Origin of the sequence: Frankia sp. AgB1.9 (assembly GCF_016786355.1) — a bacterium.
Classification (GTDB): Bacteria; Actinomycetota; Actinomycetes; order Frankiales; family Frankiaceae; genus Pseudofrankia.
Genome location: NZ_JADWYX010000007.1, coordinates 11,127 through 36,158 on the forward strand (window position 1 = coordinate 11,127; position 25,032 = coordinate 36,158).

Annotated in this window: 15 protein-coding genes and 3 pseudogenes; 13 read left to right on the top strand and 5 right to left on the bottom strand. The window is 71.5% G+C overall.

The genetic code is table 11. The annotated features are described in order from the left end of the window. Window positions 1-268: DUF397 domain-containing protein (locus I6A60_RS03865; RefSeq protein ID WP_203055562.1), on the bottom strand; the 268-nt coding region annotated here is incomplete at its 3' end. A gap of 356 nt (window positions 269-624) precedes the next feature. On the opposite strand from I6A60_RS03865, the gene I6A60_RS03870 reads away from it, so the two are divergent. Next, window positions 625-2,826: a WD40 repeat domain-containing serine/threonine-protein kinase gene (locus I6A60_RS03870; RefSeq protein WP_203012002.1), complete on the top strand. Its 2,202-nt coding sequence runs from the start codon at window positions 625-627 to the stop codon at window positions 2,824-2,826. Window positions 2,827-2,860: 34 nt separating this feature from the next. Here the strand turns inward: I6A60_RS03870 and I6A60_RS03875 are convergent, their stop codons facing one another. Then, the gene (locus I6A60_RS03875) at window positions 2,861-3,634 is read right to left on the bottom strand and encodes a hypothetical protein (RefSeq protein WP_203012001.1); all 774 of its coding nucleotides are present in this window, start codon (window positions 3,632-3,634) and stop codon (window positions 2,861-2,863) included. Window positions 3,635-3,690: 56 nt separating this feature from the next. On the opposite strand from I6A60_RS03875, the pseudogene I6A60_RS03880 reads away from it, so the two are divergent. Further along, a pseudogene (locus I6A60_RS03880) lies at window positions 3,691-4,635 on the top strand (metallophosphoesterase); the annotation flags it as partial. A gap of 263 nt (window positions 4,636-4,898) precedes the next feature. Here I6A60_RS03880 and aqpZ read toward each other — a convergent pair. Further along, window positions 4,899-5,672, bottom strand: a pseudogene (gene aqpZ, locus I6A60_RS03885) (aquaporin Z); the annotation flags it as partial. 522 nt (window positions 5,673-6,194) lie between these two features. Here aqpZ and I6A60_RS03890 point away from each other — a divergent pair. The 3 genes from I6A60_RS03890 (at window position 6,195) to I6A60_RS03900 (ending at window position 11,502) form a co-directional block, all read left to right on the top strand. Continuing rightward, the gene (locus I6A60_RS03890; protein WP_203022104.1) at window positions 6,195-8,039 is read left to right on the top strand and encodes an FAD-dependent oxidoreductase; all 1,845 of its coding nucleotides are present in this window, start codon (window positions 6,195-6,197) and stop codon (window positions 8,037-8,039) included. Window positions 8,040-8,092: 53 nt separating this feature from the next. Then, window positions 8,093-9,511 (top strand): ATP-binding protein, encoded by a 1,419-nt coding sequence (locus I6A60_RS43095; protein WP_305038722.1) that lies wholly within the window; start codon window positions 8,093-8,095, stop codon window positions 9,509-9,511. A 476-nt stretch (window positions 9,512-9,987) separates the two neighbouring features. Beyond that, window positions 9,988-11,502, top strand: a complete 1,515-nt coding sequence (locus tag I6A60_RS03900; RefSeq protein ID WP_203022100.1) for an effector-associated domain EAD1-containing protein — start codon at window positions 9,988-9,990, stop codon at window positions 11,500-11,502. 38 nt (window positions 11,503-11,540) lie between these two features. Here the strand turns inward: I6A60_RS03900 and I6A60_RS03905 are convergent, their stop codons facing one another. Both I6A60_RS03905 and I6A60_RS03910 read right to left on the bottom strand, forming a co-directional pair. Further along, window positions 11,541-13,295, bottom strand: a complete 1,755-nt coding sequence (locus tag I6A60_RS03905; RefSeq protein WP_203022101.1) for an ATP-binding protein — start codon at window positions 13,293-13,295, stop codon at window positions 11,541-11,543. A 132-nt stretch (window positions 13,296-13,427) separates the two neighbouring features. Beyond that, window positions 13,428-14,767: pseudogene (locus tag I6A60_RS03910) on the bottom strand (PLP-dependent aminotransferase family protein). A gap of 303 nt (window positions 14,768-15,070) precedes the next feature. Between I6A60_RS03910 and I6A60_RS03915 the strand changes: the two are divergent. The 8 genes from I6A60_RS03915 (at window position 15,071) to I6A60_RS03950 (ending at window position 24,888) form a co-directional block, all read left to right on the top strand. Continuing rightward, window positions 15,071-15,910 (top strand): nitrilase-related carbon-nitrogen hydrolase, encoded by an 840-nt coding sequence (locus I6A60_RS03915; protein WP_203022103.1) that lies wholly within the window; start codon window positions 15,071-15,073, stop codon window positions 15,908-15,910. 229 nt (window positions 15,911-16,139) lie between these two features. Next, window positions 16,140-17,561 (top strand): dihydropyrimidinase, encoded by a 1,422-nt coding sequence (gene hydA, locus I6A60_RS03920; protein WP_203023714.1) that lies wholly within the window; start codon window positions 16,140-16,142, stop codon window positions 17,559-17,561. A 272-nt stretch (window positions 17,562-17,833) separates the two neighbouring features. Continuing rightward, window positions 17,834-19,324, top strand: a complete 1,491-nt coding sequence (locus tag I6A60_RS03925; protein ID WP_203023713.1) for a CoA-acylating methylmalonate-semialdehyde dehydrogenase — start codon at window positions 17,834-17,836, stop codon at window positions 19,322-19,324. A 262-nt stretch (window positions 19,325-19,586) separates the two neighbouring features. Beyond that, window positions 19,587-20,642: a TIGR03842 family LLM class F420-dependent oxidoreductase gene (locus I6A60_RS03930; RefSeq protein ID WP_203023712.1), complete on the top strand. Its 1,056-nt coding sequence runs from the start codon at window positions 19,587-19,589 to the stop codon at window positions 20,640-20,642. Further along, window positions 20,639-21,667, top strand: coding sequence for an ABC transporter permease (locus I6A60_RS03935; protein ID WP_203023711.1), 1,029 nt, complete (start codon window positions 20,639-20,641; stop codon window positions 21,665-21,667). The genes I6A60_RS03930 and I6A60_RS03935 overlap by 4 nt, the downstream gene beginning before the upstream one ends. Further along, a complete protein-coding gene (locus I6A60_RS03940) occupies window positions 21,664-22,647 on the top strand; it encodes an ABC transporter ATP-binding protein (RefSeq protein WP_203023710.1) in 984 nt (327 codons plus the stop codon). Before I6A60_RS03935 ends, I6A60_RS03940 begins: the two co-directional genes overlap by 4 nt. Continuing rightward, window positions 22,644-23,492: an ABC transporter permease gene (locus I6A60_RS03945; RefSeq protein WP_203023709.1), complete on the top strand. Its 849-nt coding sequence runs from the start codon at window positions 22,644-22,646 to the stop codon at window positions 23,490-23,492. The genes I6A60_RS03940 and I6A60_RS03945 overlap by 4 nt, the downstream gene beginning before the upstream one ends. 253 nt (window positions 23,493-23,745) lie before the next feature. Beyond that, on the top strand, window positions 23,746-24,888 hold the full coding sequence (locus tag I6A60_RS03950) for an ABC transporter substrate-binding protein (RefSeq protein ID WP_203023708.1): 1,143 nt from the start codon (window positions 23,746-23,748) through the stop codon (window positions 24,886-24,888). The last annotated feature ends 144 nt before the right edge of the window (window positions 24,889-25,032 follow it).

Here is a 25,032-nt window from a genome sequence, read left to right on the forward strand (position 1 = left end):
CCCGGCGCGGGAGCTCGAACTCGCCGTTGTGCACGCCGCTCAGGAAGCCGGCCCACTCGGCGGTGGTGAACAGCAGGACCGGCCCGGACGGGTCCTTCGAGTCCCGGACGGCGACGGCGGCGGGCCCGAAGGCGACGTCCACGCAGGCGTTCGCTTCCGGGCCGCAGAAGCTGGTGCGCCGCCACGCCCAGGCCGCCGAGGCCGTGGTCCCGCCCTCGGTCTCGTCCTCCCGGCGCGGACCAGAGCTGATCGGCTCGTCGGTCAACATTCCCCTTCCTCCTCAATCACGGGGGTGTTGTTGGTGAACCAGTGACGGACGGTGGTTGTCTGGCCCCCCGGTGAGACGGCGGCCGCCCTGGATGTCCACCGCCGCCGTGGCTGTGGACGACTCGATCAAACGAGATGCGCCTGAAGATCACTAGCCTGCGCTGGCGCAGGGTGACCAGGCCCGGCGTGGGCTGGCGGTGGCCGGCCACCAGGCGATATCGTCGCTTTCCGCACCTTTGAGGCCGAGGTCGCCTTCTGGCGTGACCTGGGGCGTCTGGGCGCGGTGGGCCTGCGCCTCCTCGGTGACGTTCCGCCTCGGCCGTGACGTGACACGACGGCATGTATCCGGGGGACCCTTTGTCTGACGGCGACTTCTGGGTGGGTCCCGCGGCGGCTCCCGACAAGTACCGCCTGGTCGAGCAGGTGGGTAAGGGCGGCGAGGGCGAGGTCTGGCGGGCGGTGCTCCCGCTGTCCGCCGCCGGCCGTACCACGGTCGCCATCAAGATCATGCCGGCCCGGCCGGGTGACGAGGCCGAGTGGGAGCAGACCGACCGGCTGCTGAGCACGCTGCACCACCCCGGGCTGGTCCGGGTCACCGACGTGTTCACCGGACCGGGCCAGCACCGCGCCGGTCTCGCCGACCCCGCCACCCGGTCCGGCTACGTCGTCATGGACTTCGTCGAGGGCCTGACGCTGCGGGAGTGGTACAACGAGCACCCCGACACCCTGATCTCCGACCGGATCCGGAAGCTGCGCAACGTCGCCGGCGCGCTCGACGAGATGCACTCCGGGCGGGCGACCAACGTGCCGGTCGCCCACGGTGACGTGAAGCCGGCCAACATCGTGGTGCGCGAGGACGGCGGCACCGTGCTGGTCGACCTGGGCCTGGCCCGGCTCACCGACGCGACCGGAGCGTCCGGGCGCAGCGCGCCCTACGCGGCTCCGGAGATGCGCGTCCCGGGCGCGATGGCGACTCCGCCGGCCGACTGGTACGCCTTCGCGGCGACGACCGCGCAGGTTCTGCTGGGCGCCCGGCTGCCGATGACGCCGGAGGGCTGGCTCGACGAGCGGCTGCTCGCCGAGCGGCTGCACCGCGACGTGCTGACCGCGCGGCGCCCCGCCCTGATCCAGCACATCCAGGACACGCTCGCGTCGCCGCCGCAGGCCAGGACCGGCTCGCTCGCGCTCTGGCTCGACGCGGCCCTCGACACGCTGTCGCAGAAGACCATCACCGACGGCGGCTCCGCAACGCCTCCGTACGTCCTGACCCCGCCCCCGGCCGGCGCGGGGCCGTTCGACGACGGCAGCGACCTGGGGGCGACCCAACCGGATCCGGGGCCCGAGCCGTCGACGCCGGGCGCGCGCCGGGCGGGCGAGGCGGCGACCCGGGTCAGGCCGGACCGTGACGCCTGGTTTCCCCCCGCCGCGCCGGCCTCCGCCGGGCCTCCGCGTCGCGGCCGTCCGGTCTGGGCGGTACCGGCCGCGATCGGCGCGGTGGTCCTGCTGCTGCTCGGCGTCATCGTGGGCATCGTCGAGCTCGGCGGCCGGTCCGGCTCCGGGGCCGGTCCGGCCAGCGGCCCGGTGCCCTCCATCGCCGCGCCCGTCCCCTTCCACGCGCTGGGCAAGCCGCTGGTCGGCCACACCGACCGGGTCCAGTCGGTGGCGTATTCGCCGGACGGGCGGACCCTGGCCAGCGGCGGCGACGACGGCACGGTGCACCTCTGGGACGTCTCCAGACCGGGGGCGCCGCGGGACCTGGGCCGCCTGACCGGTCACACCGCCGCGGTCGACGCGGTGGCGTTCTCGCGGGACGGTCACACCCTCGCCAGCAGCGGCGAGGACCACACGGTGCGGCTGTGGGACGTGTCCCAGCCGTCGGCCGCGCATCTCCTGACCGCTCTGGCCGCTCTGACCGCCGACACTGGCCCGGTCTGGGCGCTCGCGTTCTCACCGGACCGGCGGACCCTGGCCACCGGCAGCGAGGACCACACGGTGCGGCTGTGGGACGTCTCGAACCCGGCGGCCCCGACCGAGCTGGGCGGCCCGCTGACCGAGCCGAACCAGGTCTGGTCGGTGGCGTTCTCCCGCGACGGCCACATCCTGGCCACCGGCAACCACGACGGCCACCTGCGGTTCTACGACGTCTCCAACTGGCGGAACCCGGTCATGGTGGCCGACCTGCTGGCCCACACCAAGCCGGTCCTGTCTGCGGTGTTCGCGCCCAACGGGCACATCCTCGCCAGTGCCAGCACCGACCATCTGGTCCGGCTGTGGGACGTGTCCAACCCGGCCGCCCCGATCCCGCTGGGCAACCCGCTGATCCTGCCCAACGAGGCGTGGACGGTGACGTTCACGCCGGACGGGCGCACGCTCGCCGTCGGCGGCGCAGACAACTCGGTACGGCTGTGGAACGTCCAGGACCCGACGCAGCCGACCCCGATCGGCTCCCCACTGGTCGGTCACACCAACACGGTCACCGGGGTGGCGTTCTCGCCCGACGGCCGCACGCTCGCCAGCGGTAGCTGGGACTACTCGGTGCGGCTGTGGCAGGCGGGCTGACCGGCCTGGCGCGCCCGCGGCCCGGCCGCGAGGCTCATTCGAGCCACGGGAGCGCGACGCGGTGGTTGCGGCCGGTGGGCGGCGCGAGGTAGCCGTTGCTCACCAGGACATAGAGGTACTCGGGGTTGTTGAGCCCGACGTTGTGGTGCAGGCCGAGCCGCAGCGCGCGGTCGTGGGCGTGACCGAGGCGGTCCCGCACGCCCGCCTCGCTGATGCCCAACCGGCTGGCGACCTGCTTGAGCTGCAGCGGCTCGGCCGGTACCTGCGGCGGCCAGGCCAGCAGCGGCTCGAACACCATCCGGACGGCGTCCTCCTGCGGCCTGGACAGCGGGCCCGGCGGCGCGGGGGTGACGGTCGCGCTGGACGTCCGGCTGCCGGGCCGCGGGCCGGCGGGGGTGATGTCGAGCAGGTCGGCCTCCAGCAGCACCCAGTGGTAGCTCGTGTGCGGCTGGTCGAACCGTTGCCCGTTGTGGAACCGGATCGCCACTCGCGGCCAGGCGACGCTCTGGTGGCCGGAGATCTGTTGCGGCGGCTGGCCCCAGGCGTGCAGCGTCGCGCCGTTGGCGTTGCGCAGGTCGAGGTCCCAGCCGGCCTCGGTCGCGGTCACGACGACGGCGACCCGGGAGATGCCGTCACTCGTCACCTCGACGCCGAGCGAGAGCTCCCGTTCCCGCCCGACCTCCACCGACCGGCCGACCGGGAGGCGGGTGCCCACCGGCGGCCTGCGCCGCGCCGGCCCGTGCTCATAGGCCAGGACCCAGCGTTCGTGGGCCGCCGCCGGCTTGGCCGCCGTCCCCTGGGTCGCCATCCCGTCGAACTCCCGCTCTTTACGTGCGTGGAAGGTTTGCGCCTTTCGCCTATCCTGCACGGCGCACGCGTGGAACTGACCGTAGGCGCCGGCAGAAGTGGCCGGTACCCCAGCCGGTTCGCGGGATCGCCTGGTTTCCAGCCGGGAAGAATGACGGCGTGCCCGAACCACGCAGTGAGGCCGGCGTCGCCGGGACCGCCGTCAGCGTCGTGCCCGCCCCGGTCGACCGGAGCGCCGAACGCGGCCCGTTCGACGTCATCGGTGACGTGCACGGCTGCTCGGAGGAGCTGGAGGAACTGCTCGCGAGGCTCGGCTACGAGCTGGACCGCGACCCGGCCGGCCGGGCGGTCGGGGCGCGGCACCCGGCCGGCCGCCGCGTGATCTTCGTCGGTGATCTGATCGACCGCGGTCCTCACCCGGCCGCGGTGCTGCGGCTGGCGATGGGCATGGCCGCCGCGGGCGACGCGCTGGCGGTCGCCGGCAACCACGAGCACAAGCTGGTCCAGGCGCTCGGTGGGTCCGGTGGGTCCGGTGGGTCCGGTGGCCCGGCCAAGGTCGGCCGGCACCTGGCCCAGACGCTGGAACAGCTGGCCACCGAGCCGGTCGCGTTCCAGGCGGCCGCGTTCGCGTTCTGCGCGGGGCTCGGATCGCACCTGGTGCTCGACGGGGGCTGGCTGGTCGTCGCGCACGCCGGCCTGAAGGAGAGCTACCACGGCCTCGACTCGGCCCGGGTCCGCTCCTTCGCGCTGTTCGGCGACACCACCGGCGAGCGCGACGAGTACGGCTTCCCGGTCCGGCGGCCGTGGGCGAACGACTACCGGGGCCGGGCAATGGTGCTGTACGGCCACACCCCGGGCACCGAGCACCGGTGGGTGAACAACACCCTGTGCCTGGACACCGGCTGCTGCTTCGGCGGAGCGCTCACCGCCGTCCGCTACCCGGAACGGGAGCAACTGCGGGTCCCCGCCCGCCGCGTCTACCACCCGCCGACGCGCCCGCTGCATGACATGCCGGCCGCCTAGGCCGCCGGGGCCCGGCCCCCCCGAGCCGGGCCCCGGCGAGTTCTTGATCAGCACCCGCCGGTGTCGTCACCCGGTCGGTCCTGGTCACGGTTCCAGTCCCGGTCGCGGAACCGGTCGGGGTCGCGGCCCGCCCGCCCGGCTGCCGAGCCGGCGCCCACCTTGGCGGAGTCCTCCGCGCCGGCCGGTGCTCGACGGCCGTCGGCCAGGTGGCGCGGGGCACCGACCGGCATCTTCAGCAGCCGGGCGGTCTCCTGTGCGATGCGCGCCTCCGACTCGCTCGGCAGCGCGCGGGCCGCCGTCGACAGCCGGACGCCGGGCTCCGGTCGCAGCACGCGGTGCACGGCCGCGGCCACCAACGCGCCGACGATCGGCGCGACGATGAACAGCCAGAGCTGGCTCAGCGCCCAGCCGCCGGCGAACACCGCCGGCCCCAGGCTGCGGGCCGGGTTCACCCCCGTGTTGTCGATCGGGATCGAGACCAGGTTGCACACCGCCAGCACGAAGCCGATCGCGATGCCGGCGAAGCCGACGGGCGCCTGGATGTGCGTTGCGCCGAGGCAGGTGAAGACCAGCAGCCCGGTGAGCAGCACCTCGGCGAGGAAGGCCCCGCCCAGGCCGAACCCGGCCGGCGAGTGCGCGCCGTACCCGTTCGCCCCGAGGCCCTGCATCCTCGCGGAGTAGCCGAACGGCCCCGCGTCGGCGATGAGATAGATCGCCGCGGCCGCCACGATCGCGCCGACGCACTGGGCGACGATGTAGGCGGCGGCGTCCTTCGGCGCGATCTTCTTGGCCGCGCAGAGCCCGATCGTCACCGCCGGGTTGACGTGGCAGCCCGAGACCGGGCCGATCACGTACATCAGGACCACCAGCGTCAGGCCGAAGGCCAGGGCGACGCCGAGCGTCCCCATGAAGTCCCCCGCCAGCACCGCGGTGCCGACGCCGCCGAGGACCAGCAGGAACGTTCCGATCGCCTCGGCCGCGAGCTTGCGGATCCGTCGCCTGCTCTCGTCGCTCATGCTGCCGTCCGCTCTCGCTTCCCTTCTCGCTTCGGTGGCCGTCCACGCTTTCGCGGCCATACTCGTCCTCCTTCGTCGCGTCGCACGGCCGCCGGCGGATCGTGCCTGCTCACCGCCGGCCGGGTGGCGCGGACGCCGCGGTGGGCCGTCGCTCGCCATCTCGCGCCGGGGTACCCGGCCCGGGCCGGACAACCGCGCGTGTTCGCGATGCGTGGCGAGGTATGCGGAGCGTCGACCGTCCGGCGGCCTGGGCGGCCATCGGGCGAAGAGTGAGGTTGCCGTCGGCGACGGGACCGGTGGGGCGGGGAAACGTATCCTGGGTCCACGCCGTGTTCGGGCAACATCGTCCGTTCGAGCAACATCGTGCGTTCGAGCGGGACCGTCCGTTCGAGCAGCACCGCGGTCGTTTCGCCGTCTGGTCGTGGGGTGGGCCGCCAGACTGAGCGAGACCGCAGACGGGTTGGGGACAGCTCTGACAGGGGCACTGACGTGACCGAGACCGATCCGCTGGCCGGAACCGATCTGGCCGCCGGTACAGCCACGCAACCGACACAGTCGGGTGCCATCCGGCCCGCGATCCTCACCGTTGACGACGACCCGAGCGTCTCCCGGGCGGTGGCCCGCGACCTGCGCCGACGGTTCGGCGAGCGGTACCGCATCCTGCGGGCCGAGTCGGGCCAGCAGGCCCTGGACACGCTGCGCGAGCTGAAGCTGCGCGGCGGCCAGGTCTCCGTGATGATCGCGGACTACCGGATGCCGGGGCTCACCGGCATCGAGTTCCTCGAACAGGCGATGGACCTGTATCCCGACGCCAAGCGGGTGCTGCTCACGGCCTACGCCGACACCAGCGCGGCGATCGACGCGATCAACCTCGTCGACCTCGACCACTACCTGCTCAAGCCCTGGAACCCGCCGGAGGAGAAGCTCTACCCGGTCCTCGACGGGCTGCTCGACGCCTGGTGCCGCTCCGAGCGCCGGACGGTGGTGGAGACCAAGGTCGTGGGTGACCGGTGGTCGGCCCGGTCCTACGAGGTCCGCGAGTTCCTGGCCCGCAACCAGGTGCCCTACCGCTGGTACCTCGCCGACGAGCCGGAGGGCCGCCGGCTGCTCGCCGCGGCCGCCCCTGCCGCCGTGTCCGCGCCATCGAACGGGTCCGCGCCATCGAACGGGTCCGCGTCGACGAACGGGCCCCGGCTGTCGGACGCCTCCGGACTGTTGGACGGGTCGGAGCCGTTGGACGGGCCGGCGCCAAACGGGCAGCCGTGGCCGTCGAGCCTCGCCGCCGCGGCCCTGCCGGTGGTCATCACGCCAGCCGGCGCCGCCCTCATCGATCCGACGGACGCCCAGATCGCGGCCGCGGTGGGCCTGCGCACCATCCCGGACGAGAACTTCTACGACGTCATCATCATCGGTGGCGGCCCGGCCGGGCTCGGCTCCGCGGTGTACGCGGCTTCGGAAGGCCTGCGGACCGTGCTGATCGAGCGCACCGCGACCGGCGGCCAGGCCGGGCAGAGCTCCAGGATCGAGAACTACCTCGGCTTCCCCGACGGCGTGTCCGGAGCCCAGCTCACCGACCGGGCCCGCCGCCAGGCCGTGAAGTTCTCGGCCGAGGTGATCACGGCCCGGGAGATCGTCGAGCTGCGGGCCGACGGGCCGGCGCGCACGGTCCGGTTCGCCGACGGTGGCGAGCTGAGCGCCCACACCGTGGTGCTGGCGACCGGGGTGGCCTACCGCCAGTTGCCGGCGCCGGGGCTCGCTCCGCTGACCGGCCGTGGCGTCTACTACGGCGCGGCGCTCACCGAGGCCGCCGGCTGCGTCGGCGAGGACATCTACGTGGTCGGCGGCGCCAACTCGGCCGGGCAGGCGGCGGTCTACCTGTCGCGGCACGCCCGGACGGTCACGATGCTCGTGCGCGGGCGCTCCCTGACGGCCTCGATGTCGCACTACCTGATCGAGCAGATCGCCGCGGTCCCGAACATCGTCGTGCGGACCTGCACGGAGGTGATCGCGGGCGAGGGAGACGAGCACCTGAGCGGCCTCACCCTGCGCGACAGCGCTACCGGCGCCACCGAGTCGGTGCCGGCCAGCCGGCTGTTCGTGTTCATCGGCGCGGCGCCGCGGACCGACTGGCTCGACGGCGTCGTCGAGCGGGACGGGCACGGGTTCGTCGTCGCCGGCCCCGACCTCGTGGCCGGCGGGCGCCGCCCGTCCGGCTGGACCCTGGAACGGGATCCCTTCCACCTCGAGACCAGCCTGCCGGGAGTGTTCGTGGCCGGAGACGCGCGGTCGGAGTCCGTGAAACGAGTCGCCTCAGCGGTCGGCGAGGGCGCGATGGCCATCGCGCTCGTGCACCGGTATCTCTCGTGAGCGCGTCGTCGTCGGCCGCCGGAGGCCCGCCGCAGGCGGCTGGGTCCGAGGGGCTGCCCTGCGACATCGAGGAGCTGCGGACCCTCTTTCTGTTCGAGAAGCTCGACGAGGACAAGCTGCGCTGGCTGTGCGAGCGCGGCCGGGTCGTCGAGGTCGAGCCGGGGGACCTGACCGTCGAGGGCGAGCCGGCGCGGTTCCTCTACGTGCTGCTCGACGGCGAGGTCGCCATCGTCAAACGGGTCAGCGGCGTGGATGTCGAGGTCAACCGCACCGGCCACCGCGGTGTCTACGGCGGTGCCTGGAACGCCTACCTCGGGGACCGGGTGCCCCAGACGTATCCGCAGTCGATGCGGGCTACCAGGCGCTCCCGGCTCTTCGTGCTCGAGGCGGAGCAGTTCTCGTTCCTGATGCGGGACTGGTTCCCGATGGCGGTCCACCTGCTGGAGGGCCTGTTCTTCGGGATGCGCAACGTCCAGGAGGCGGTCAGTCAGCGGGAGCGGCTGCTCGCGCTCGGCGCCCTCTCGGCCGGCCTGACCCACGAGCTCAACAACCCGGCCGCCGCCGCCGTGCGGGCGACCGCCGGGCTGCGCGAGCGGGTCGCCGGTATGCGGCACAAGCTGGGCCTCATCGCCGCGGGCATCTACGACAAGTCCGTGCTTGTGACCCTCATCCGGCTTCAGGAGGAGGCGGCCGAACGGGTCGCCAAGAAGACGAAGCAGCTGTCCCCGCTGGAGGCGAGCGACCGCGAGGACGAGCTCGGCGACTGGTTCGACGACCACGGCATCGGCTTCGGCTGGGACGTCGCGCCGGTCTTCGTCCAGGCCGGCCTGGACGTCCCGTGGCTCGACCAGGTCGCGGAGCTGGTCGGCGGCGAGCACCTGGGCAGCGCGGTGCGCTGGCTCGGCTACACCGTCGAGACCGAGCTGCTGATGAACGAGATCGAGGACTCGACGACCCGGGTCTCGACGCTGGTCGGCGCCGCCCGGCAGTACTCGCAGCTCGACCGCGGCCCGTTCCAGACCGTCGACCTGCACGAGCTGCTCGACAGCACGCTGGTGATGCTCGCCCGCAAGATCGACGGCATCCGGGTGGTCAAGGACTACGACCGCTCGATCGCCCCGATCGGCGTCTACGCGGCCGAGCTGAACCAGGTCTGGACGAACCTCGTGGACAACGCGCTCGGCGCGATGGCCGGCACCGACGGTGGAACCCTCACGATCCGGACCTGGGAGAGCGACGGGTCGGTCTTCGTGGAAATCGGCGACACCGGCTCCGGGATTCCCGCCGACATCCAGGGCCGAATCTTCGAGCCCTTCTTCACCACGAAGCCGGTGGGCGAGGGCACCGGCCTCGGCCTCGACATCTCCTGGCGCATCGTCGTCAACAAGCATCACGGCGATTTGCGGGTAAGCAACTCCGAGCCGGGCGACACCCGTTTCGAGGTCCGCCTGCCCCGCACCCCACCGTCTTAGCGGCCCCTCGCGCACAAGGTCTCGCGCTCCCGGCCAGCTCGGCCGGTTTCGGCCTCCCATGATCGCCGTTTCGGCCCTCAGGTGGTCGTCCCCGCCGCTGTTTCGTAACCACCAGAGGGCGAAAACAGCGATCAAGGCGACGGGCCGGCGCTCGCCGAGTCATACCTGCTGGTCGTGGAACTGCGCCTTTCCGGCCCACCAGGTATGACCCGATTTGTCCCGTGGCTCCTTTGGGCTATCAGGAGCCGATGACGGGTTCCATGGAATTCGCTCGCTGCGTTGGTGGTTAGGATCGCCGCTGTTGGTCCGGATCGGACCGGCCGTAACGGCCCCACTCTGGTGGCGCCGCACGGCCGAGGGCAGGCGGGGGACAATGCCTCACGACGAAGTACGCCGTGTTCCTGTCACGGAACGTGGCGAGGCTGGGCGCGTCCGTGGTTGGTGACTACGGCCGGCGGGACCGACCTGAGGACACGGTGTCGTCCGGCCGGGCGGCCTCGAGCCGATACGGCCGTGGAAACGGCGAGGAATCGGAACTCCGGCTCTCCTCTCGCGAGCAAGAAGTGCTGGTCAGTGAGCTCGCGCATCTCTACCAGGACGGGCTCGCCGCCCGGCGGTTGCTCGAAGGTCGGCTTCACGTGCCGATGGGCCTGCTTCCGGGCTTCGCGCCGGGTGCGAGTCCCTCGGATGTCTGGTGGGGGATCATCCGGACCCTGGGCGGCGGCATCATTGCCGCGCCGCTGCGGAAACTGCTGGTCGGGGCCCTCACGGACTACCCGCGGAACGATCGTCTCCTGAAGATCGCCCGGCGGCATGACGTCACCGTTCCGGTTCGTCCGGGGAGTCCGTGGCGCCCGTCGGCCGACCGACCCACGAATCCTTCCAGCCGGGGATGGCTTGCAATCGGGGCGGCGGCCATGGCCGTCGTCGTTGTCACGGTCCTGATTTTCGTCGTTCCATGGGGTGGGAAGGCAAACAGTGGTCGGTCGGTGGGGTCGCTGTCACCAACCTCGACGGCACCAGCCGCTTTCCATGCCGTGGGTGGACCGCTGACCGACGCCCACAGTCAGGTCTGGTGGGTCGCGGTGAGCCCCGACGGCGGCACTCTCGCCGCCGCCAGCGAGAACGGCACAGTGCAACTCTGGGACATGTCCCATCCGGCGAAGCCGAGCGTGCTGCCCGCCGTGTCCACCGGCGACGGGACCGGGGCTATGACGGTGGCTTTCGCGCCCGGCGGGCAGACGCTCGCGAGCGGCACCAGAAACGGCACGGTCCAGCTGTGGAATACCTCCAACACGTCATCGGTGACTCCACGCGGTGCGCCGCTCGTCGAGCCAGGCGCTGCCTCGGCCTGGGCGGTGGGGTTCTCGCCGGTGGGGAACCTGTTCGTCAGCGGCGACCACAAGGGCCAGCTCCGGATGTGGAACGTCTCCAACCCGGACGAGCCAAGGTCGCTGGGCGCGTTCGACGGCCAGAGCGGTGAGGTGTGGTCGGTGGCGTTCGCCCCCGACGGTTCGCTCCTCGCGACCGGCGGCCAGTTCGGCTCGGTCGGCCTCTGGGACACCTCCAACCCGAACAAGGCGCCGCGGTTGGTGGGCATGCTGCCTGTCCAGCCCAGCAACGGCACCAAGGCGATCGAGTCGGTGTCTTTCGCGCCCGACGGTCGTACCGTCGCCACTGCCAGTGTCGACCACACGGTGCGGCTGTGGGATGTCTCCAATCCGTCGAGCCCCCGCCTGCTCATCGCGATCAGCGAAGCCAACGAGATGTGGGCGGTGGCGTTCGCCCGCGAGGGTCCTACCCTCGCCGCCGCGGGCGGCGACGGCACCATCCTGCTGTGGGACGTGACCACCCTGAACTCTCCGAGACCGCTCGGCGACCCGCTCTCCGGCCATACCAGCACCGTGACAAAGGTGGCTTTCCTGCCCGATGGCAACACGCTGGTGAGCAGCAGCCGGGATAAGACGGTTCGCGTCTGGGCGACAGGCTGACTGATCGAAGCGAGGCCCGACGCGCGCCTCGGACCTCCTCAGGAAGCAGGCTGGTCGTCGGCCAGCCGCCAGAGCGCGTTCTTCGACGTGACGGGCCCTACGATTTCGGCGAGCCGGGCCCGCCGCAGACTTCCGAGGGCGTTGCGAACCTGAACGTCGGTGAGACCGGTCTGATCGACGATCACGCGGCGGCTGGTCGGCTCGTTGGACAGGCTCGCGAGTACCACGTCACGGTGCGTCCGCGGTGTTCTCTCGTGCGCGACGGCAGGTATGATCTCCTGGCGCGGCTTGTTCCTGCCTTCGCCGGAGGCTAGGCGATAGGTGCTCTGGCCCCGTTCGCCCCGCCGCACCAGTAGACCGCGTTCGCATAGTTCACGGAGGTGCGCAGTAGCTGTCCGGCTGTCGGCGACGCCGGTCGCCTGACGGTAGCTGACGTTGGTCAGGATCTCACCGCGCCGAGCGAGCGCCATCGCGGTCAGCTGCCCTCGGCTCAATGCTTCGACGTTCATCGTCGACAACCAGGAGATGGTTGGCTCGTCGAGCAGCGCGTGGTTCGGGATTGTCACCGCGAACGTCGCGATGTTGTCCTCGAAGCGTGCTGGCTCCATGCCGGCATTGCTCAGCGTGGCACGGACCTGAGCGATGCCCGTGCCCCGATTTTCGCAGACTGTGTGTCCCGGCTCGAGCGGCGTGTCCTCCAGGATCTTGAGCAGCACCAGGTTGCGGGACGAGGCGGGAATGGTGCCTAGTCCGAGCTCCGCGATGTTCAGCGGCCCGAACAGTCCTCCTGGGTTGCGGACGAGCAGCCGGTCCGGATAGAGCTCGACCTGGACCTGCGCACCCTGCGCGGAGGACGAGTAGTCGCGGTGGGCGATGGCATTGACCAGCACCTCCCGCAGGACCTCCTCCGGGTACTCCCATTCCTCGATCCGGAAAATTCCCGCGATGATGCTCCGCTGCTTCATGTGTCGTTTCAGCAGGGCGATGGCGTCCTGGACGATCAGGGGGATCGACCCATCGATCGATCGACTGTCCAGGAACCGCTCGCCGCGTGGACCGGGCTTGGTCGGATCTGGGGTCGGAAAAACCGTGACTGTCACGTTCAGCTGCGGCAGGTGCTGTTGGGGGTAGCGGCCGAACGCAAGCAGCCCGGCGAGCGTGGGTCGTGGTCCGTCCGGGGTGTCACGCAGGACGTTGAGGAGGCGGAGAATTTCGTCGTCGGTGCGCCCGGTGAACACTCCGCGCTGCTCGCGGACCCGCGCCAGGTACGCGTCGACCCGCGGCCGGTCGAGGTCCGCTTCCGATGCCTCGGTCACGACGGACGCATCGTGCCGGACAGGCTTCCGATTCTCCAGGAGGATCTGCACCTCGTACGCCGACAGCTTCCGGTCGCCGTCCGACATGCGGACAAACGAGCTGTCCCACGGCGCCATCGAGGCGAGATGACACGGCCGATGCTCCCGAGGAACACCCGGGATTTCGGCGACGAGCACCTTTGACCCGCTCATGTCCACGATGTCAACCGGAGCGGCGATCGCCGGCTCCATGGACCGGCAGAGCCCCACGAAGCGGTCCCGGATCCCGTCTGGGTCAAGCAGGCCGGTGACCTCGAAGGACGCCTTCTCGTCGACGCCCAGGATGATCGTGCCGCCATCCGCGTTCGCGAACGCGCTGATCGTCTCGTGGAGCGTGGTGGGCATCCCACCCCGTGCCTTCTTCACTTCCACTCGGTAGTTGTCACGCCCGAGCCGGGCCAGGTCGGCGAGGATCCGGCTCACCGTCTCGCGATCCATGCACACCTCATCACTGTGCGGTTCCCCCGTCATGCTACTCGGTAGCATGACGGGAAGTCGGTAGCATGATGAGTAGCATGACGGAATCTGCGGCCGCCGCCCAGTGACCAGCGGGCGATCACGCCCGTGGCTCTAACCGCGGGCGGCTTCGGCTAGGAGGTCTGCCACCGTTTCGAGGTCCTGGTCGGGGATGAGGCCGACCGTGACGCGCAGGTGGTGGGGGCCGAGGGGGCGGCCTCGAAGGGGGTGCCGGGGGCGGCGCCGATGCCGCGGGCGGCTAGGGAGACGAGGGCCACCTGCTCGTCGGCGACCTCCATCCAGAGGTTGATCCCGTCGGGGGCCTGGGCGCGGACGCCGCGGGCGGTGAGGGCCGCGGTCATGGCCTCGCGGCGGTGGGCGTAGACGGCTCGGGCGTGGGCGAGGGTCCGCTCGGTCTCGTCGTCGCCGAGGAGTTCGGCGAGGACGGCCTGCAGCAGGCGGCTGGACCAGCCGGGGCCGAGCATCCGGCGGGTGGCGAGGCCGTTCACCACCGACTCGACGCCACCGACCGCGGCCAGCCGCAGGTCCGGGCCGTGGCTCTTCGAGAAGCTGTGGATGTGGACGGTCGAGCCGGGCAGATGCTGGCCGAGGCTGATCGGGCGCGCGGTGGCGACGTCGCCGCTGTGGTCGTCCTCCACGACGGTGACGGCCCGGCCGGCCAGCAGGTCGGCCAGCTGTTCGGCCCGTCGCGCGGTCATGCTCACCCCGGTCGGGTTCTGCGCCCGCGGCTGTAAGAAAAGGGCGACCGGCTCCGCGCCGGCCGCTGCGCCGAGGGCGGCGCGCAGCGCCTCGGGCCGGACCCCCTCGTCGTCCAGCGGCAGCGCGACCACCTCGGCGCCGACGACGTCCAGCAGGTCGAGCAGCGGTGGGAAGCAGGGGTTCTCGACGAGCACCCGGCTGCCGAAGCCGACCAGCTCCCTGGTCACCCGGTCGAGCCCGTCCAGCGCGCCGTCGACGACGGTCAGCGCGGCCGGCGGGAACGGCCAGCGGATCCGCAACTCCTTCTCCAGGGCCGGGAGCACCGGGTCGTCCAGGTAGCTCAGGGTCAGGTTGCCTCCCTGGGCGACGCGGGCCAGCAGCGGCGCCAGGTCGGGCAGCAGCGTGGCGTCGGGGGTGCCGGTGGAGTAGTCGTGCGGCAGCCGGCCTGGGCTGCGGGTGATCCGGCGATAGCGGCGCGGGTCGGTGGCGGCGGGTGGGCCGGCGAGCACGAACGTCCCGGCCCGGCCGCGCGGGGAGATCACGCCGGCGCGGGCCAGCGTGCGCCAGGCCTGGCTGACAGTGGTCGGGCTGATGCCGAGTTCGGTGGCGAGCTCCCGGACGGTCGGCAGCCGGGTCCCGGCCGGCAGCGCGCCCGCCATCACCAGCCGACTGACGGTGCCCGCGATGCCGCGCGCGGACCGGTCCTCGACCGCCGCGGTGATCGTGCCGAGCATGCGTCCCCGTCTCCCGCCTGAAACAACCCGAACCGCCGCGTAACAAAATGAAACAGAAAGGCGATTGTCCGGCCCCCAGTGTGACAGTAGTCTGCGGTCACGCAAACCCCGTCCACCCGGGCGGATCCGGTCGCTGAGCAGGACGTTCGCGTCGGCGGGGAGCGGACGCCAGCGTGGTGGGCACGACTGTCCGGACGCTGAGAGTGTCGGGGTCGGGACTCTCGGGCGCCGTGCACGTCGGCGCGTCCGGCGTCGTACGTCAGGGTCGGTCGCGCGTCAGGGTCGGCGGAGGGGAGAGCAGCGATGAGCAGGGTGATCCGCGCGGCGCTCGTCCAGGCGAAGTGGACGGGCGACAAGGAATCGATGATCAAGTCGCACGAGGACTACCTGCGCTCGGCCGCCGAGCAGGGCGCCAAGGTCATGTGCTTCCAGGAGCTGTTCTACGGCCCGTACTTCTGCCAGGTGCAGGACCCCGTGTACTACGAGTACGCCGAGTCGGTGCCCGGCCCGACCGTCGAACGGTTCCAGGCGCTGTGCGCCGAGCTCGGCGTCGTGCTCGTGCTGCCGGTCTACGAGCAGGAGCAGCCGGGCGTCCTCTACAACACCGCCGCCGTCATCGACGCGGACGGGACGTACCTCGGCAAGTACCGCAAGACCCACATCCCGCACACGACCGGGTTCTGGGAGAAGTTCTACTTCCGGCCGGGCAACCTGGGCTACCCGGTGTTCGACACCGCGGTCGGCCGGGTCGGCGTCTACATCTGCTACGACCGGCACTTCCCTGAGGGCTGGCGGGCGCTCGGCCTGAACGGCGCCGAGCTGGTCTTCAACCCGTCGGCGACCTCGCGCGGCCTCTCGAACTACCTGTGGAAGCTCGAACAGCCAGCCGCCGCCGTCGCGAACGAGTACTTCATCGGCGCCATCAACCGCGTCGGCATCGAGGACCTGGGCGACGACGACTTCTACGGCACCTCGTACTTCGTAGACCCGGAAGGCAAGTTCGTCGACGGCACCGCCGACCCCCACGAGCCCGAACTAATGGTCCGCGACCTGGACCTAGACCTCCTGACCACAGTCCGCAACCGCTGGGCCTTCTACCGAGACCGCCGCCCCGACCAATACGGCGACCTGACGGCTCCATGACCGACCCGATGAGGCCAGCCCTGGTCTGGCGAGGTGCGGCGGCAGGCGACCACGCCGGCGCGGAGGCGCACCTCGCGGAGGCCCGTCTCCGGAGCGAAGCGACCGGAGCCGGGCCGCAGCGAGGTCGCCGGAGCGCCCGTGAGCGGAGGAGGACGGCGCGCGGAGGTCCCTTGCGAGCGAAGCGAGTAAGGGGCCGGAGCGCGCCGCCCGGACGGAGCGAACCATGAAGATGAAGACGCTCATCACCGGCGGCACAGTCGTAGGCCCGCTGGGCGCGACCCCGCAGGACGTGCTCGTCGACGGCGAGACGATCGCCGCCCTCTACGCCCCGGGTGCCGCGGCCGGCGTCACCGCCGACACCGTGATCGACGCGACCGGGAAGTACGTCGTCCCGGGCGGGGTGGACGTGCACACCCACATGAAGCTGCCGTTCGGCGGCACGTTCGCCTCGGACGACTTCGCCTCGGGCACGAAGGCGGCGGCCTGGGGCGGCACGACCACGATCATCGACTTCGCCGTGCAGCGCACCGGTGAGGTCGTCCAGGACGGGCTGGCCGCCTGGCACGCGCTGGCGGACGGCAACTGCGCGATCGACTACGGCTTCCACATGATCATGGGCGGGGTCGACGACGACGCTCTCAAGGCCATGGACTATCTCGTGGCGCACGAGGGGGTCACCAGCTTCAAGCTGTTCATGGCCTACCCGGGCGTCTTCTACAGCGACGACGGCCAGATCCTGCGGGCGATGCAGAAGGCGACCGACAACGGCGCGCTGATCATGATGCACGCGGAGAACGGCATCGCGATCGACGTGCTCGCGGCCCAGGCGGTGGCCCGTGGCCAGACCGATCCGATCTACCACGGCCTCACCCGGCCGTCGGCGCTGGAGGGCGAGGCCACCCATCGGGCGACCGTGCTCGCTCAGGTCGCCGGGAACACCCCGCTGTACTTCGTCCACATGTCGGCGTCCGAAGCGCTGGCGCAGGTCTCGGCGGCGCGGTCGGCGGGGCGCAACGTGTTCGCCGAGACCTGCCCGCAGTACCTGTACCTGACGCTGGAGGACCAGCTCGGCGCGCCCGGCTTCGAGGGGGCGAAGTGGGTGGCGTCGCCGCCCCTGCGCCCGCGCGACGAGCCGAACCGGGACAGGACACATCGTGACGACCTGTGGCGCGGCCTGCGCACCGACGACCTCGCGGTCGTCTCCACCGACCACTGCCCGTTCTGCTTCAAAGACCAGAAGGAACTCGGTCTCGGCGACTTCACGAAGATCCCGAACGGAATGGGGACGGTGGAGCACCGGATGGACCTCGTCTACCAGGGCGTCGCCACCGGGAAGCTCTCGCTGGAGCGCTGGGTGGAGACCTGCTCGACGACGCCGGCCCGGATGTTCGGCCTCTACCCGAAGAAGGGCGTGATCCAGCCCGGCTCGGACGCGGACATCGTGCTCTACGACCCGCGGGCGACGACCACGATCAGCGCGGCCACCCATCACATGAACATCGACTATTCGGCCTGGGAGGGCTTCGAGATTGCCGGGAAGGTCGAGACGGTGCTGTCCAGGGGCAGTGTCGTCGTCGCGGACGGCGCCTTCCACGGCCGCTCCGGCCACGGCCAGTTCCTGCGCCGCGGCCTCTCCCAGTACCTGCGATGACTGGATCGGCCGAAGGAGATACGTCACAGCCCATGCCAGCCAAGAAACCGGGCTCGTCGAACCCAGGCCACGGATATCAGGGCTTTGGGGGACGAACGTTGGGAGGGCGCGCAGCGCCCGACAGGTAGGGCGCTCAGCGCCCTACCCCACAACCCCTGCGCGAAGGCGGTCCACGGGATACGAAGGGAGCTAAGTAAACGCTCAGTTTGGTGGTGCGGGCGACGCCGGCCAGGATGGGCGTGTCAGGACGAACGGCACCGGGAGAGGTCACCATGCGGGAAATCGGGCACTGGATCGATGGCAAGGCGGTGGCGGGCGGCTCCGGCCGGTTCGGGCCGGTGTGGAACCCGGCGACCGGTGAGCAGGCCGCTCAGGTCGCGCTGGCGAGCCTCGAGGAGATCAACGCGGCGGTCGCGAGCGCGAAGGCGGCGTTCACCGGCTGGCGCCGCACCGGCCTCGGCCGCCGGGCCGAGGTGATGTTCCGGTTCCGTGAGCTGCTGTACGCCAACCGGACCGAGCTCGCGAAGCTCATCACCGCAGAGCACGGCAAGACCGTCGACGACGCGCTCGGCGAGATCGCGCGCGGCCTGGAGAACGTCGAGTTCGCCTGTGGCGCGCCGAGCCTGCTGCGCGGCGGCTTCTCCGAGCAGGTGTCGACCGGTGTCGACGTCCACGAGATCCGCCAGCCGCTGGGCGTCGTCGCGGGCATCACCCCGTTCAACTTCCCGGCGATGGTCCCGCTGTGGATGCTGTCGAACGCGCTGGCCTGCGGCAACGCGTTCATCCTCAAGCCCTCCGAGCGCGACCCGTCGGCGTCGCTGCTGCTCGCCGAGCTGCTCGCGCAGGCCGGCGTGCCGGACGGCGTGTTCACCGTGCTCCAGGGCGACAAGCTCGCCGTCGACACGCTGCTCACCCACCCGGACGTCGAGGCGCTCAGCTTCGTCGGCTCGACCCCGATCGCCCGCTACGTCTACGAGACGGGCACCGCGGCCGGCAAGCGGGTGCAGGCCCTCGGCGGCGCGAAGAACCACATGATCGTGCTGCCGGACGCGGACATCGCGGCCGCGGCCGACGCCGCTGTCTCGGCTGGCTACGGCTCGGCCGGTGAGCGCTGCATGGCGGTCTCCGTCGTCGCCGCGGTCGGTGACTCCGCCGACCCGCTGGTCGAGGCGATCGCCGAGCGGGTCCGCAAGATCAAGGTCGGCCCGGGCCTCGACCCGGACAGCGAGATGGGCCCGGTCATCAGCCGCGAGGCCCGCGACCGGGTCGCCGGCTACCTGGAGACCGCCAAGACCGACGGCGCCACCCTCGTCATCGACGGCCGCGACGACCCGATCTCGTCGGGCCCCGGCTTCTTCCTCGCCCCCAGCCTGATCGACAACGTGTCGACCACCAGCACGGTCTACACCGACGAGATCTTCGGCCCGGTCCTCGCCGTGGTCCGCTGCGAGACCTACACCGAGGCGGTGAAGCTCGTCGAGGACAACCCGTACGGCAACGGCGTCGCGATCTACACCCGCGACGGCGGCGCCGCGCGCCGGTTCACCTTCGACGTCCAGGCCGGCATGGTCGGCGTCAACGTGCCGATCCCGGTGCCGGTCTCCTACTACAGCTTCGGCGGCTGGAAGGCCTCCCTGTTCGGCGACCTGCACATGTACGGCCCGGACGGCATCCGCTTCTACACCAAGACCAAGGTAGTCACCACCCGCTGGCCCGACCCGGCAACGAGCTCGGTAGAGCTGGGCTTCCCCCGCACCAGGTAGGAGGTTGTTTCTTGGTTCGCGGCGTCCGGGCGCGAGCCTCCGGCCCCAACCTTGCTTCGCTGCGGTTGGGACCTCCGGCTCGCGTCCTCCGCCGCGAACGGGCTTCGCTCCGTTCGGTGGGCCAGTCAGGCACTTCGCTTCGCTCGTGCCTGCTGGCCCACCGAACTACGCGAAGCCTTGGGGTACAGCTCGATCGGTAGGGCGGTCAGACCAGGGCTATAGGCCACACCACACAAAACGGGACGGACCGGGAGGCGGGAACGTGGACATCGGGGTTGTTTTGCAGACGAATCCGCCGGCCTCTCGGGTGGTGGAGCTGGCTCGGCAGGCGGAGACGCTTGGGTTCTCGCATGTGTGGACGTTCGACTCCCATCTGCTGTGGGAGGAGCCGTTCGTCATCTACAGCCAGATCCTGGCCGCTACCCGCAAGGTGCTGGTCGGTCCGATGGTCACCAACCCGGCGACCCGGGACTGGACGGTCACCGCCTCGCTGTTCGCCACGCTCAACGAGATGTACGGCAACCGGACCATCTGCGGCATCGGCCGCGGTGACTCCGCGGTCCGGGTCCTCAACGGCAAGCCGACCACGCTGGCGACCCTGCGGGACTGCGTCGGGGTCGTCCGCGAGCTGGCCAACGGGCGCGAGGCCGAGGTCAACGGCACGAAGCTGCGCTTCCCCTGGGGCCTGGACTCCCGGCTGGACATCTGGATCGCCGGCTACGGCCCGAAGGCGCTGGCGCTGAGCGGCGAGATCGGCGACGGCTTCATCCTGCAGCTCGCCGACCCGGACATCACCGCGTGGACGATCGACGCCGTGCGTACCGCGGCGGCCGCCGCCGGCCGCGACCCGGCCACGGTGAAGATCTGCGTCGCGGCGCCCGCCTACGTCGGGCCGGGCGACGAGGCCTCGCTGGCCCACCAGCGTGACCAGTGCCGCTGGTTCGGCGGCATGGTCGGCAACCACGTGGCCGACCTGGTCGGCCGCTACGGCGCGGGCGGCTCGGCCATCCCCGCGGCGCTGACGTCCTACATCGAGGGCCGGACCGGCTACGACTACAACGAGCACGGCCGCGCCGGGAACACCCACACCGCGTTCGTCCCGGACGAGATCGTCGACCGGTTCTGCCTGCTCGGACCGGCCGAGGCGCACGTCCGGCGGCTGACCGAGCTGGCCGCGCTCGGCGTCGACCAGTTCGCCGTCTACCTGCAGCACGACGCCAAGCTGGCGACCCTGGAGGCGTACGGCGAGCAGGTGATCCCCGCGATCGCGGAGCACATCCGGGCGAAGGCCCCCGCGGCCGACACCGAGGCGCGATGACCATCACGGCCTCGATCGACGAGTCGGCCGCCACGGCCGCGCTCGGCGGCAGGGACGCCGCCCCGCCAGGTCCGGCCGTCGGCGGCTGGGGCGAGCGCCTACGCCGTGCCGCGCTCGCGGTCGTCGCGGTGGTGCTGGTCTGCGCGGTCTGGGAGCTGTACAAGCTGGTCGGCTCGCCGCACGGCGGCCGGCTCCTCGGCGTGCCGGTGCTGCCGCGCAACGACGACGTCTCCATGCCGCATGTCTGGTCGGTGCTCGCCCAGCTCGGCCACCAGGAGGTCGCGGCCGACGGCAGCCAGACCGTCGGGCTGGCCGTGCTCAAGGGCATCTGGTACACGCTGCGGGTCGCCGTGGTGGGCCTGCTGGCCGGCGTCGTCGTCGGGGTGCTGCTCGCGGTCCTGATGGCCCGCCTGCGGATCGTCGAACGCGGGCTGCTGCCGTACATCATCGCCAGCCAGACCGTGCCGCTGATCGCGCTGGCTCCGCTGGTTGCCGGGTGGAGCGGCCAGCTGCACCTCGGCGCGCTGCGCTGGCAGGACTGGATGACGGTCTCCCTGATCGCCGCGTACCTGGCGTTCTTCCCGGTGGCGATCGGGATGCTGCGCGGCCTGCAGTCGCCGGCGGCGAGCTCGGTCGAGCTGATGCGCAGCTACGCCGCGTCCTGGTGGCAGACGCTGCTGCGGCTACGGCTGCCGGCGTCGGTCCCGTTCCTGCTGCCGGCGCTGCGGCTGGCCGCCGCCTCGGCCGTCATCGGGGCCATCGTCGCCGAGATCTCCACCGGTACCTCCGGCGGTGTCGGACGCCTGATCATCGCCTACTCCCAGTCCGCGACCAGCGACTCGACCAAGCTCTACGACGCCGTCCTCGGCGCGGCCGTCACCGGCCTGCTCGTCGCCGGGCTGGTCTCGCTGGTCGAGCTGGCGCTGACCTGGCGGTCGGGCCAGCCACGGCCGGGTACCGGACGGGCCGGCGCCGGACCGCCGGCGGCTGGACCTGCCCCGAAGACCCAGAAGGTGACGACATGACCGCGCGACCCGCTGGCGGACCTCCCGGATCGTCCGCGGTCGAGGCCAGCCCCGGCGTTCCCGCGGCGCAAGCGCCTGCGCCCCGCGAAGAGGACCGCCCGGCCGGCGACGCGAATCCGGCCGTGACGGTGCCGGCCGTCGCGGTGCAGGGGGTCGACAAGGTCTTCCCGGTGGCCGGCGGTGGGGCCACCGTCGCCCTCGCCGGCATCGAGCTGACGGTCGCGCCCGGCGAGTTCGTCTCGCTGATCGGCCCGTCCGGCTGCGGCAAGTCGACGCTGCTGCGCCTGGTCGGTGATCTCGTCGAGCCGACGCGGGGCGAGGTGCGGGTCTTCGGTGAGCCGGCCCGCGCCGCCCGGGCCGCGCAGCGCTACGGCATCGCGTTCCAGCAGGCCGGGCTGCTGGAGTGGCGCACGGTCGCCGGCAACGTCGAGCTGCCGTTGCAGGTGCACGGCGTGAGCAGGAAGGAGCGCCGGGCCAGGGCCCGCGAGCTGCTCGACCTGGTCGGCCTCGGTGACTTCGCCGGGCACTGGCCGGCCCAGCTGTCCGGCGGCATGCAGCAGCGGGTGGCGATCGCCCGCGCGCTGGCCGAACGCCCGCCGCTGCTGCTGCTCGACGAGCCGTTCGGCGCCTTGGACGAGATGACCCGGGAGCGGATGCAGAGCGAGCTGGCCCGGATCCGCTGGGAAACCGGGACCACGGTCATCCTGGTCACGCACTCCATTCCGGAGGCTGTGTTCCTCTCCGACCGGGTAGCGGTGATGTCGCCGCGCCCCGGCCGGATCACGGACATCATCGACGTGGACCTGCCCGGCCGGCTCGGCCCGGCCCAGGCCGGCGAAGGCGCACCGGCTGGCCCGGCGGCGCCGGGGGAGACCGGCGGCCCGACCGCCGACGACGGCGATGACGTGCGCGAGCAGGCCGCGTTCTTCGCCGCCGTGACCGCCGTGCGCGAGGCACTGCGGGCCGGAGGCGCGGCGTGAACCCGACCCCGGACGCCGCGGCCCCGGCGGCCGGGCGTGACCGCGACGCCACCCGTCTCGGCAGGTGGACCCGGGCCCGTCTTGCCGTCGTCCTGCCGCCGGTGGTGGTCGGCGTCGTCGGCCTCGCGGTCTGGGAGGGCTACGTCCGGGCGTACCACATCCAGCCGTACCTGCTGCCCGCGCCGTCGGAGATCTGGACGCAGTTCCGGCACAGCTTCCGGGTCATCGTCCAGACGTCGCGGGCGACCGGGGCGAACGCGGTCGTCGGCCTCCTCGTCGGCCTCGTCGTCGGCCTGCTCGCGGCGGTCGTCGCCGCCAGGTCGAAGATCGTCGACGGGCTGCTCGGGCCGCTGGCGGCGGCGATGAACGCTGTCCCGATCATCGCGCTGGCCCCGCTGTTCAACACGATGTTCTCGACGACGTCCACGGTGCCGCGAAGGCTGGTGGTCGCGATCGTCGTCTTCTTCCCGGTGTTCGTGAACACCGTGCGGGGGCTGCGGCAGGTGCCGGACGTGCAGCGGGAGCTGATGCGCTCGCTGGCGGTCGGGCCGTGGCGGTTCGCCCGGACGGTCCAGCTGCCGGGGGCCGTTCCGTACATCTTCACCGGCTTCCGGCTGGCGTCGTCGCTCGCGGTGATCGCGGCGGTGGTGTCCGAATACTTCGGTGGGCGGCAGAACGGGCTCGGCTCACGGATCACCTCGGCAGCGTCGAACACCGCGTATCCCCGGGCCTGGGCCTTCGTGGCCGCCGCCTGTGTGCTCGGGCTCGTCGTCTACCTCGTCGCCGGGCTGCTGGAGTGGCTCGCCACCCCCTGGCGGCGGGGCGGGCGCTCACTGCCCCTCTGACACCCACTGACCCTCTGACCCCACTGACCCCCTGACAACCAACTGCATAGGCGGCACACAAGCGGCGAACCGGGCCGCCGGGCGGGCGGTGTGGCCCGTGGACATCCGGTTCGTCGGCGGGCGGCGCGGCCCGTTTGGATCTTCTTCGCGAGGTACGGGCGGCGTGGCCCGCGGTGTCGGCTGGAGAGCCGCGTCGGGCCTGAAGCGTCGTCACTGGCGCGCCCGGCGCGGCCAGGGAGTACCGGAGGGGTACATGAAACGACGGTTGGCCGGGGGGCTCGCCGCGGGACTCGCCGTGGCGCTCGCGCTCGCGGCGTGTGGATCGAGTTCCGGCGGCGGCAGCACGGGAGGCACGTCCGCGGGACTGACGCCGGTGAAGCTGCAGCTGCAGTGGTTCACCCAGGCACAGTTCGCCGGCTACATCGCGGCGGAGAAGAAGGGCTACTACAAGGACGCCGGCCTCGATGTGAAGATCCTCGAGGGTGGCACCGACATCGTCCCGCAGACCGTGCTGGCACAGGGCAAGGCGGACTACGCGATCGCCTGGGTGCCCAAGGCGCTGGCGTCCCGGGAGCAGGGCGCGCAGATCACCGACGTCGCGCAGATCTTCCAGCGGTCCGGCACTCTGCAGGTCAGCTTCAAGGACAAGAACATCACCGGCCCGGCCGACCTGAAGGGCAAGAAGGTCGGCGACTGGGGCTTCGGCAACGAGTACGAGCTGTTCGCCGGCATGACCAAGGCCAACCTTGATCCGTCCAAGGACATCACGCTGGTCCAGCAGCAGTTCGACATGAAGGGCCTGCTCTCGGGTGACGTCGACGCCGCCCAGGCGATGAGCTACAACGAGTACGCCCAGGTGCTGGAGGCGACGAACCCGGCGACGGGCAAGCTCTTCCAGCCGAGCGACTTCAACGTCATCAACTGGAACGACGTCGGCACCGCGATGCTGCAGGACGCCATCTGGGCCAACACGTCCAAGCTGCAGAGCGACAAGAAGTACCAGGACACGACGACGAAGTTCGTCGAGGCCTCGATCAAGGGCTGGATCTACTGCCGGGACAACCCAGCCGACTGCCGTGACCTGGTCGTCGCCGCCGGCTCGAAGCTCGGCGCCAGCCACCAGCTCTGGCAGACGAACGAGATCAACAAGCTGATCTGGCCGTCGCCGAACGGCGTCGGCCTGGTGGACAAGTCGGCCTGGGACCAGACCGTCTCGGTCGCCAAGGGCACCAAGAACGCCGACGGGCAGACCGTCCTCACCAAGGACCCTGAAGGTCTCGCCTACACGAACGACTACGTCAACAAGGCGCTGGCCGACCTGAAGGCCAGTGGCGTCGACGTCGTCGGCAGCGGCTTCAAGCCCCAGACCGTCACTCTCGCGGCGAACGGAGCCTGAACCGCGCCGGCCCGCTCTCGACCGGTTCCCGCCGGCCGGAGCGGGCCGGCACCACGATCACCCGGCTTGCCCGGCGGCGCGCACCCCACCCGCGCCCGCCGGGCGAGCCGGTCCGGTGTGTCGGGCATCCTGGCGCCGTGGGCT

What these genes read in the sequence shown, in the direction of transcription:
- I6A60_RS03940 (WP_203023710.1), top strand. Translation starts at nt 21,664, where the DNA reads ATGACCGCGCGACCCGCTGGCGGACCTCCCGGATCGTCCGCGGTCGAG.
- hydA (WP_203023714.1), top strand. Translation starts at nt 16,140, where the DNA reads ATGAAGACGCTCATCACCGGCGGCACAGTCGTAGGCCCGCTGGGCGCG.
- I6A60_RS03905 (WP_203022101.1), bottom strand. Translation starts at nt 13,295, where the DNA reads ATGGATCGCGAGACGGTGAGCCGGATCCTCGCCGACCTGGCCCGGCTC.
- I6A60_RS03925 (WP_203023713.1), top strand. Translation starts at nt 17,834, where the DNA reads ATGCGGGAAATCGGGCACTGGATCGATGGCAAGGCGGTGGCGGGCGGC.
- I6A60_RS03875 (WP_203012001.1), bottom strand. Translation starts at nt 3,634, where the DNA reads ATGGCGACCCAGGGGACGGCGGCCAAGCCGGCGGCGGCCCACGAACGC.
- I6A60_RS03915 (WP_203022103.1), top strand. Translation starts at nt 15,071, where the DNA reads ATGAGCAGGGTGATCCGCGCGGCGCTCGTCCAGGCGAAGTGGACGGGC.
- I6A60_RS03950 (WP_203023708.1), top strand. Translation starts at nt 23,746, where the DNA reads ATGAAACGACGGTTGGCCGGGGGGCTCGCCGCGGGACTCGCCGTGGCG.
- I6A60_RS03935 (WP_203023711.1), top strand. Translation starts at nt 20,639, where the DNA reads ATGACCATCACGGCCTCGATCGACGAGTCGGCCGCCACGGCCGCGCTC.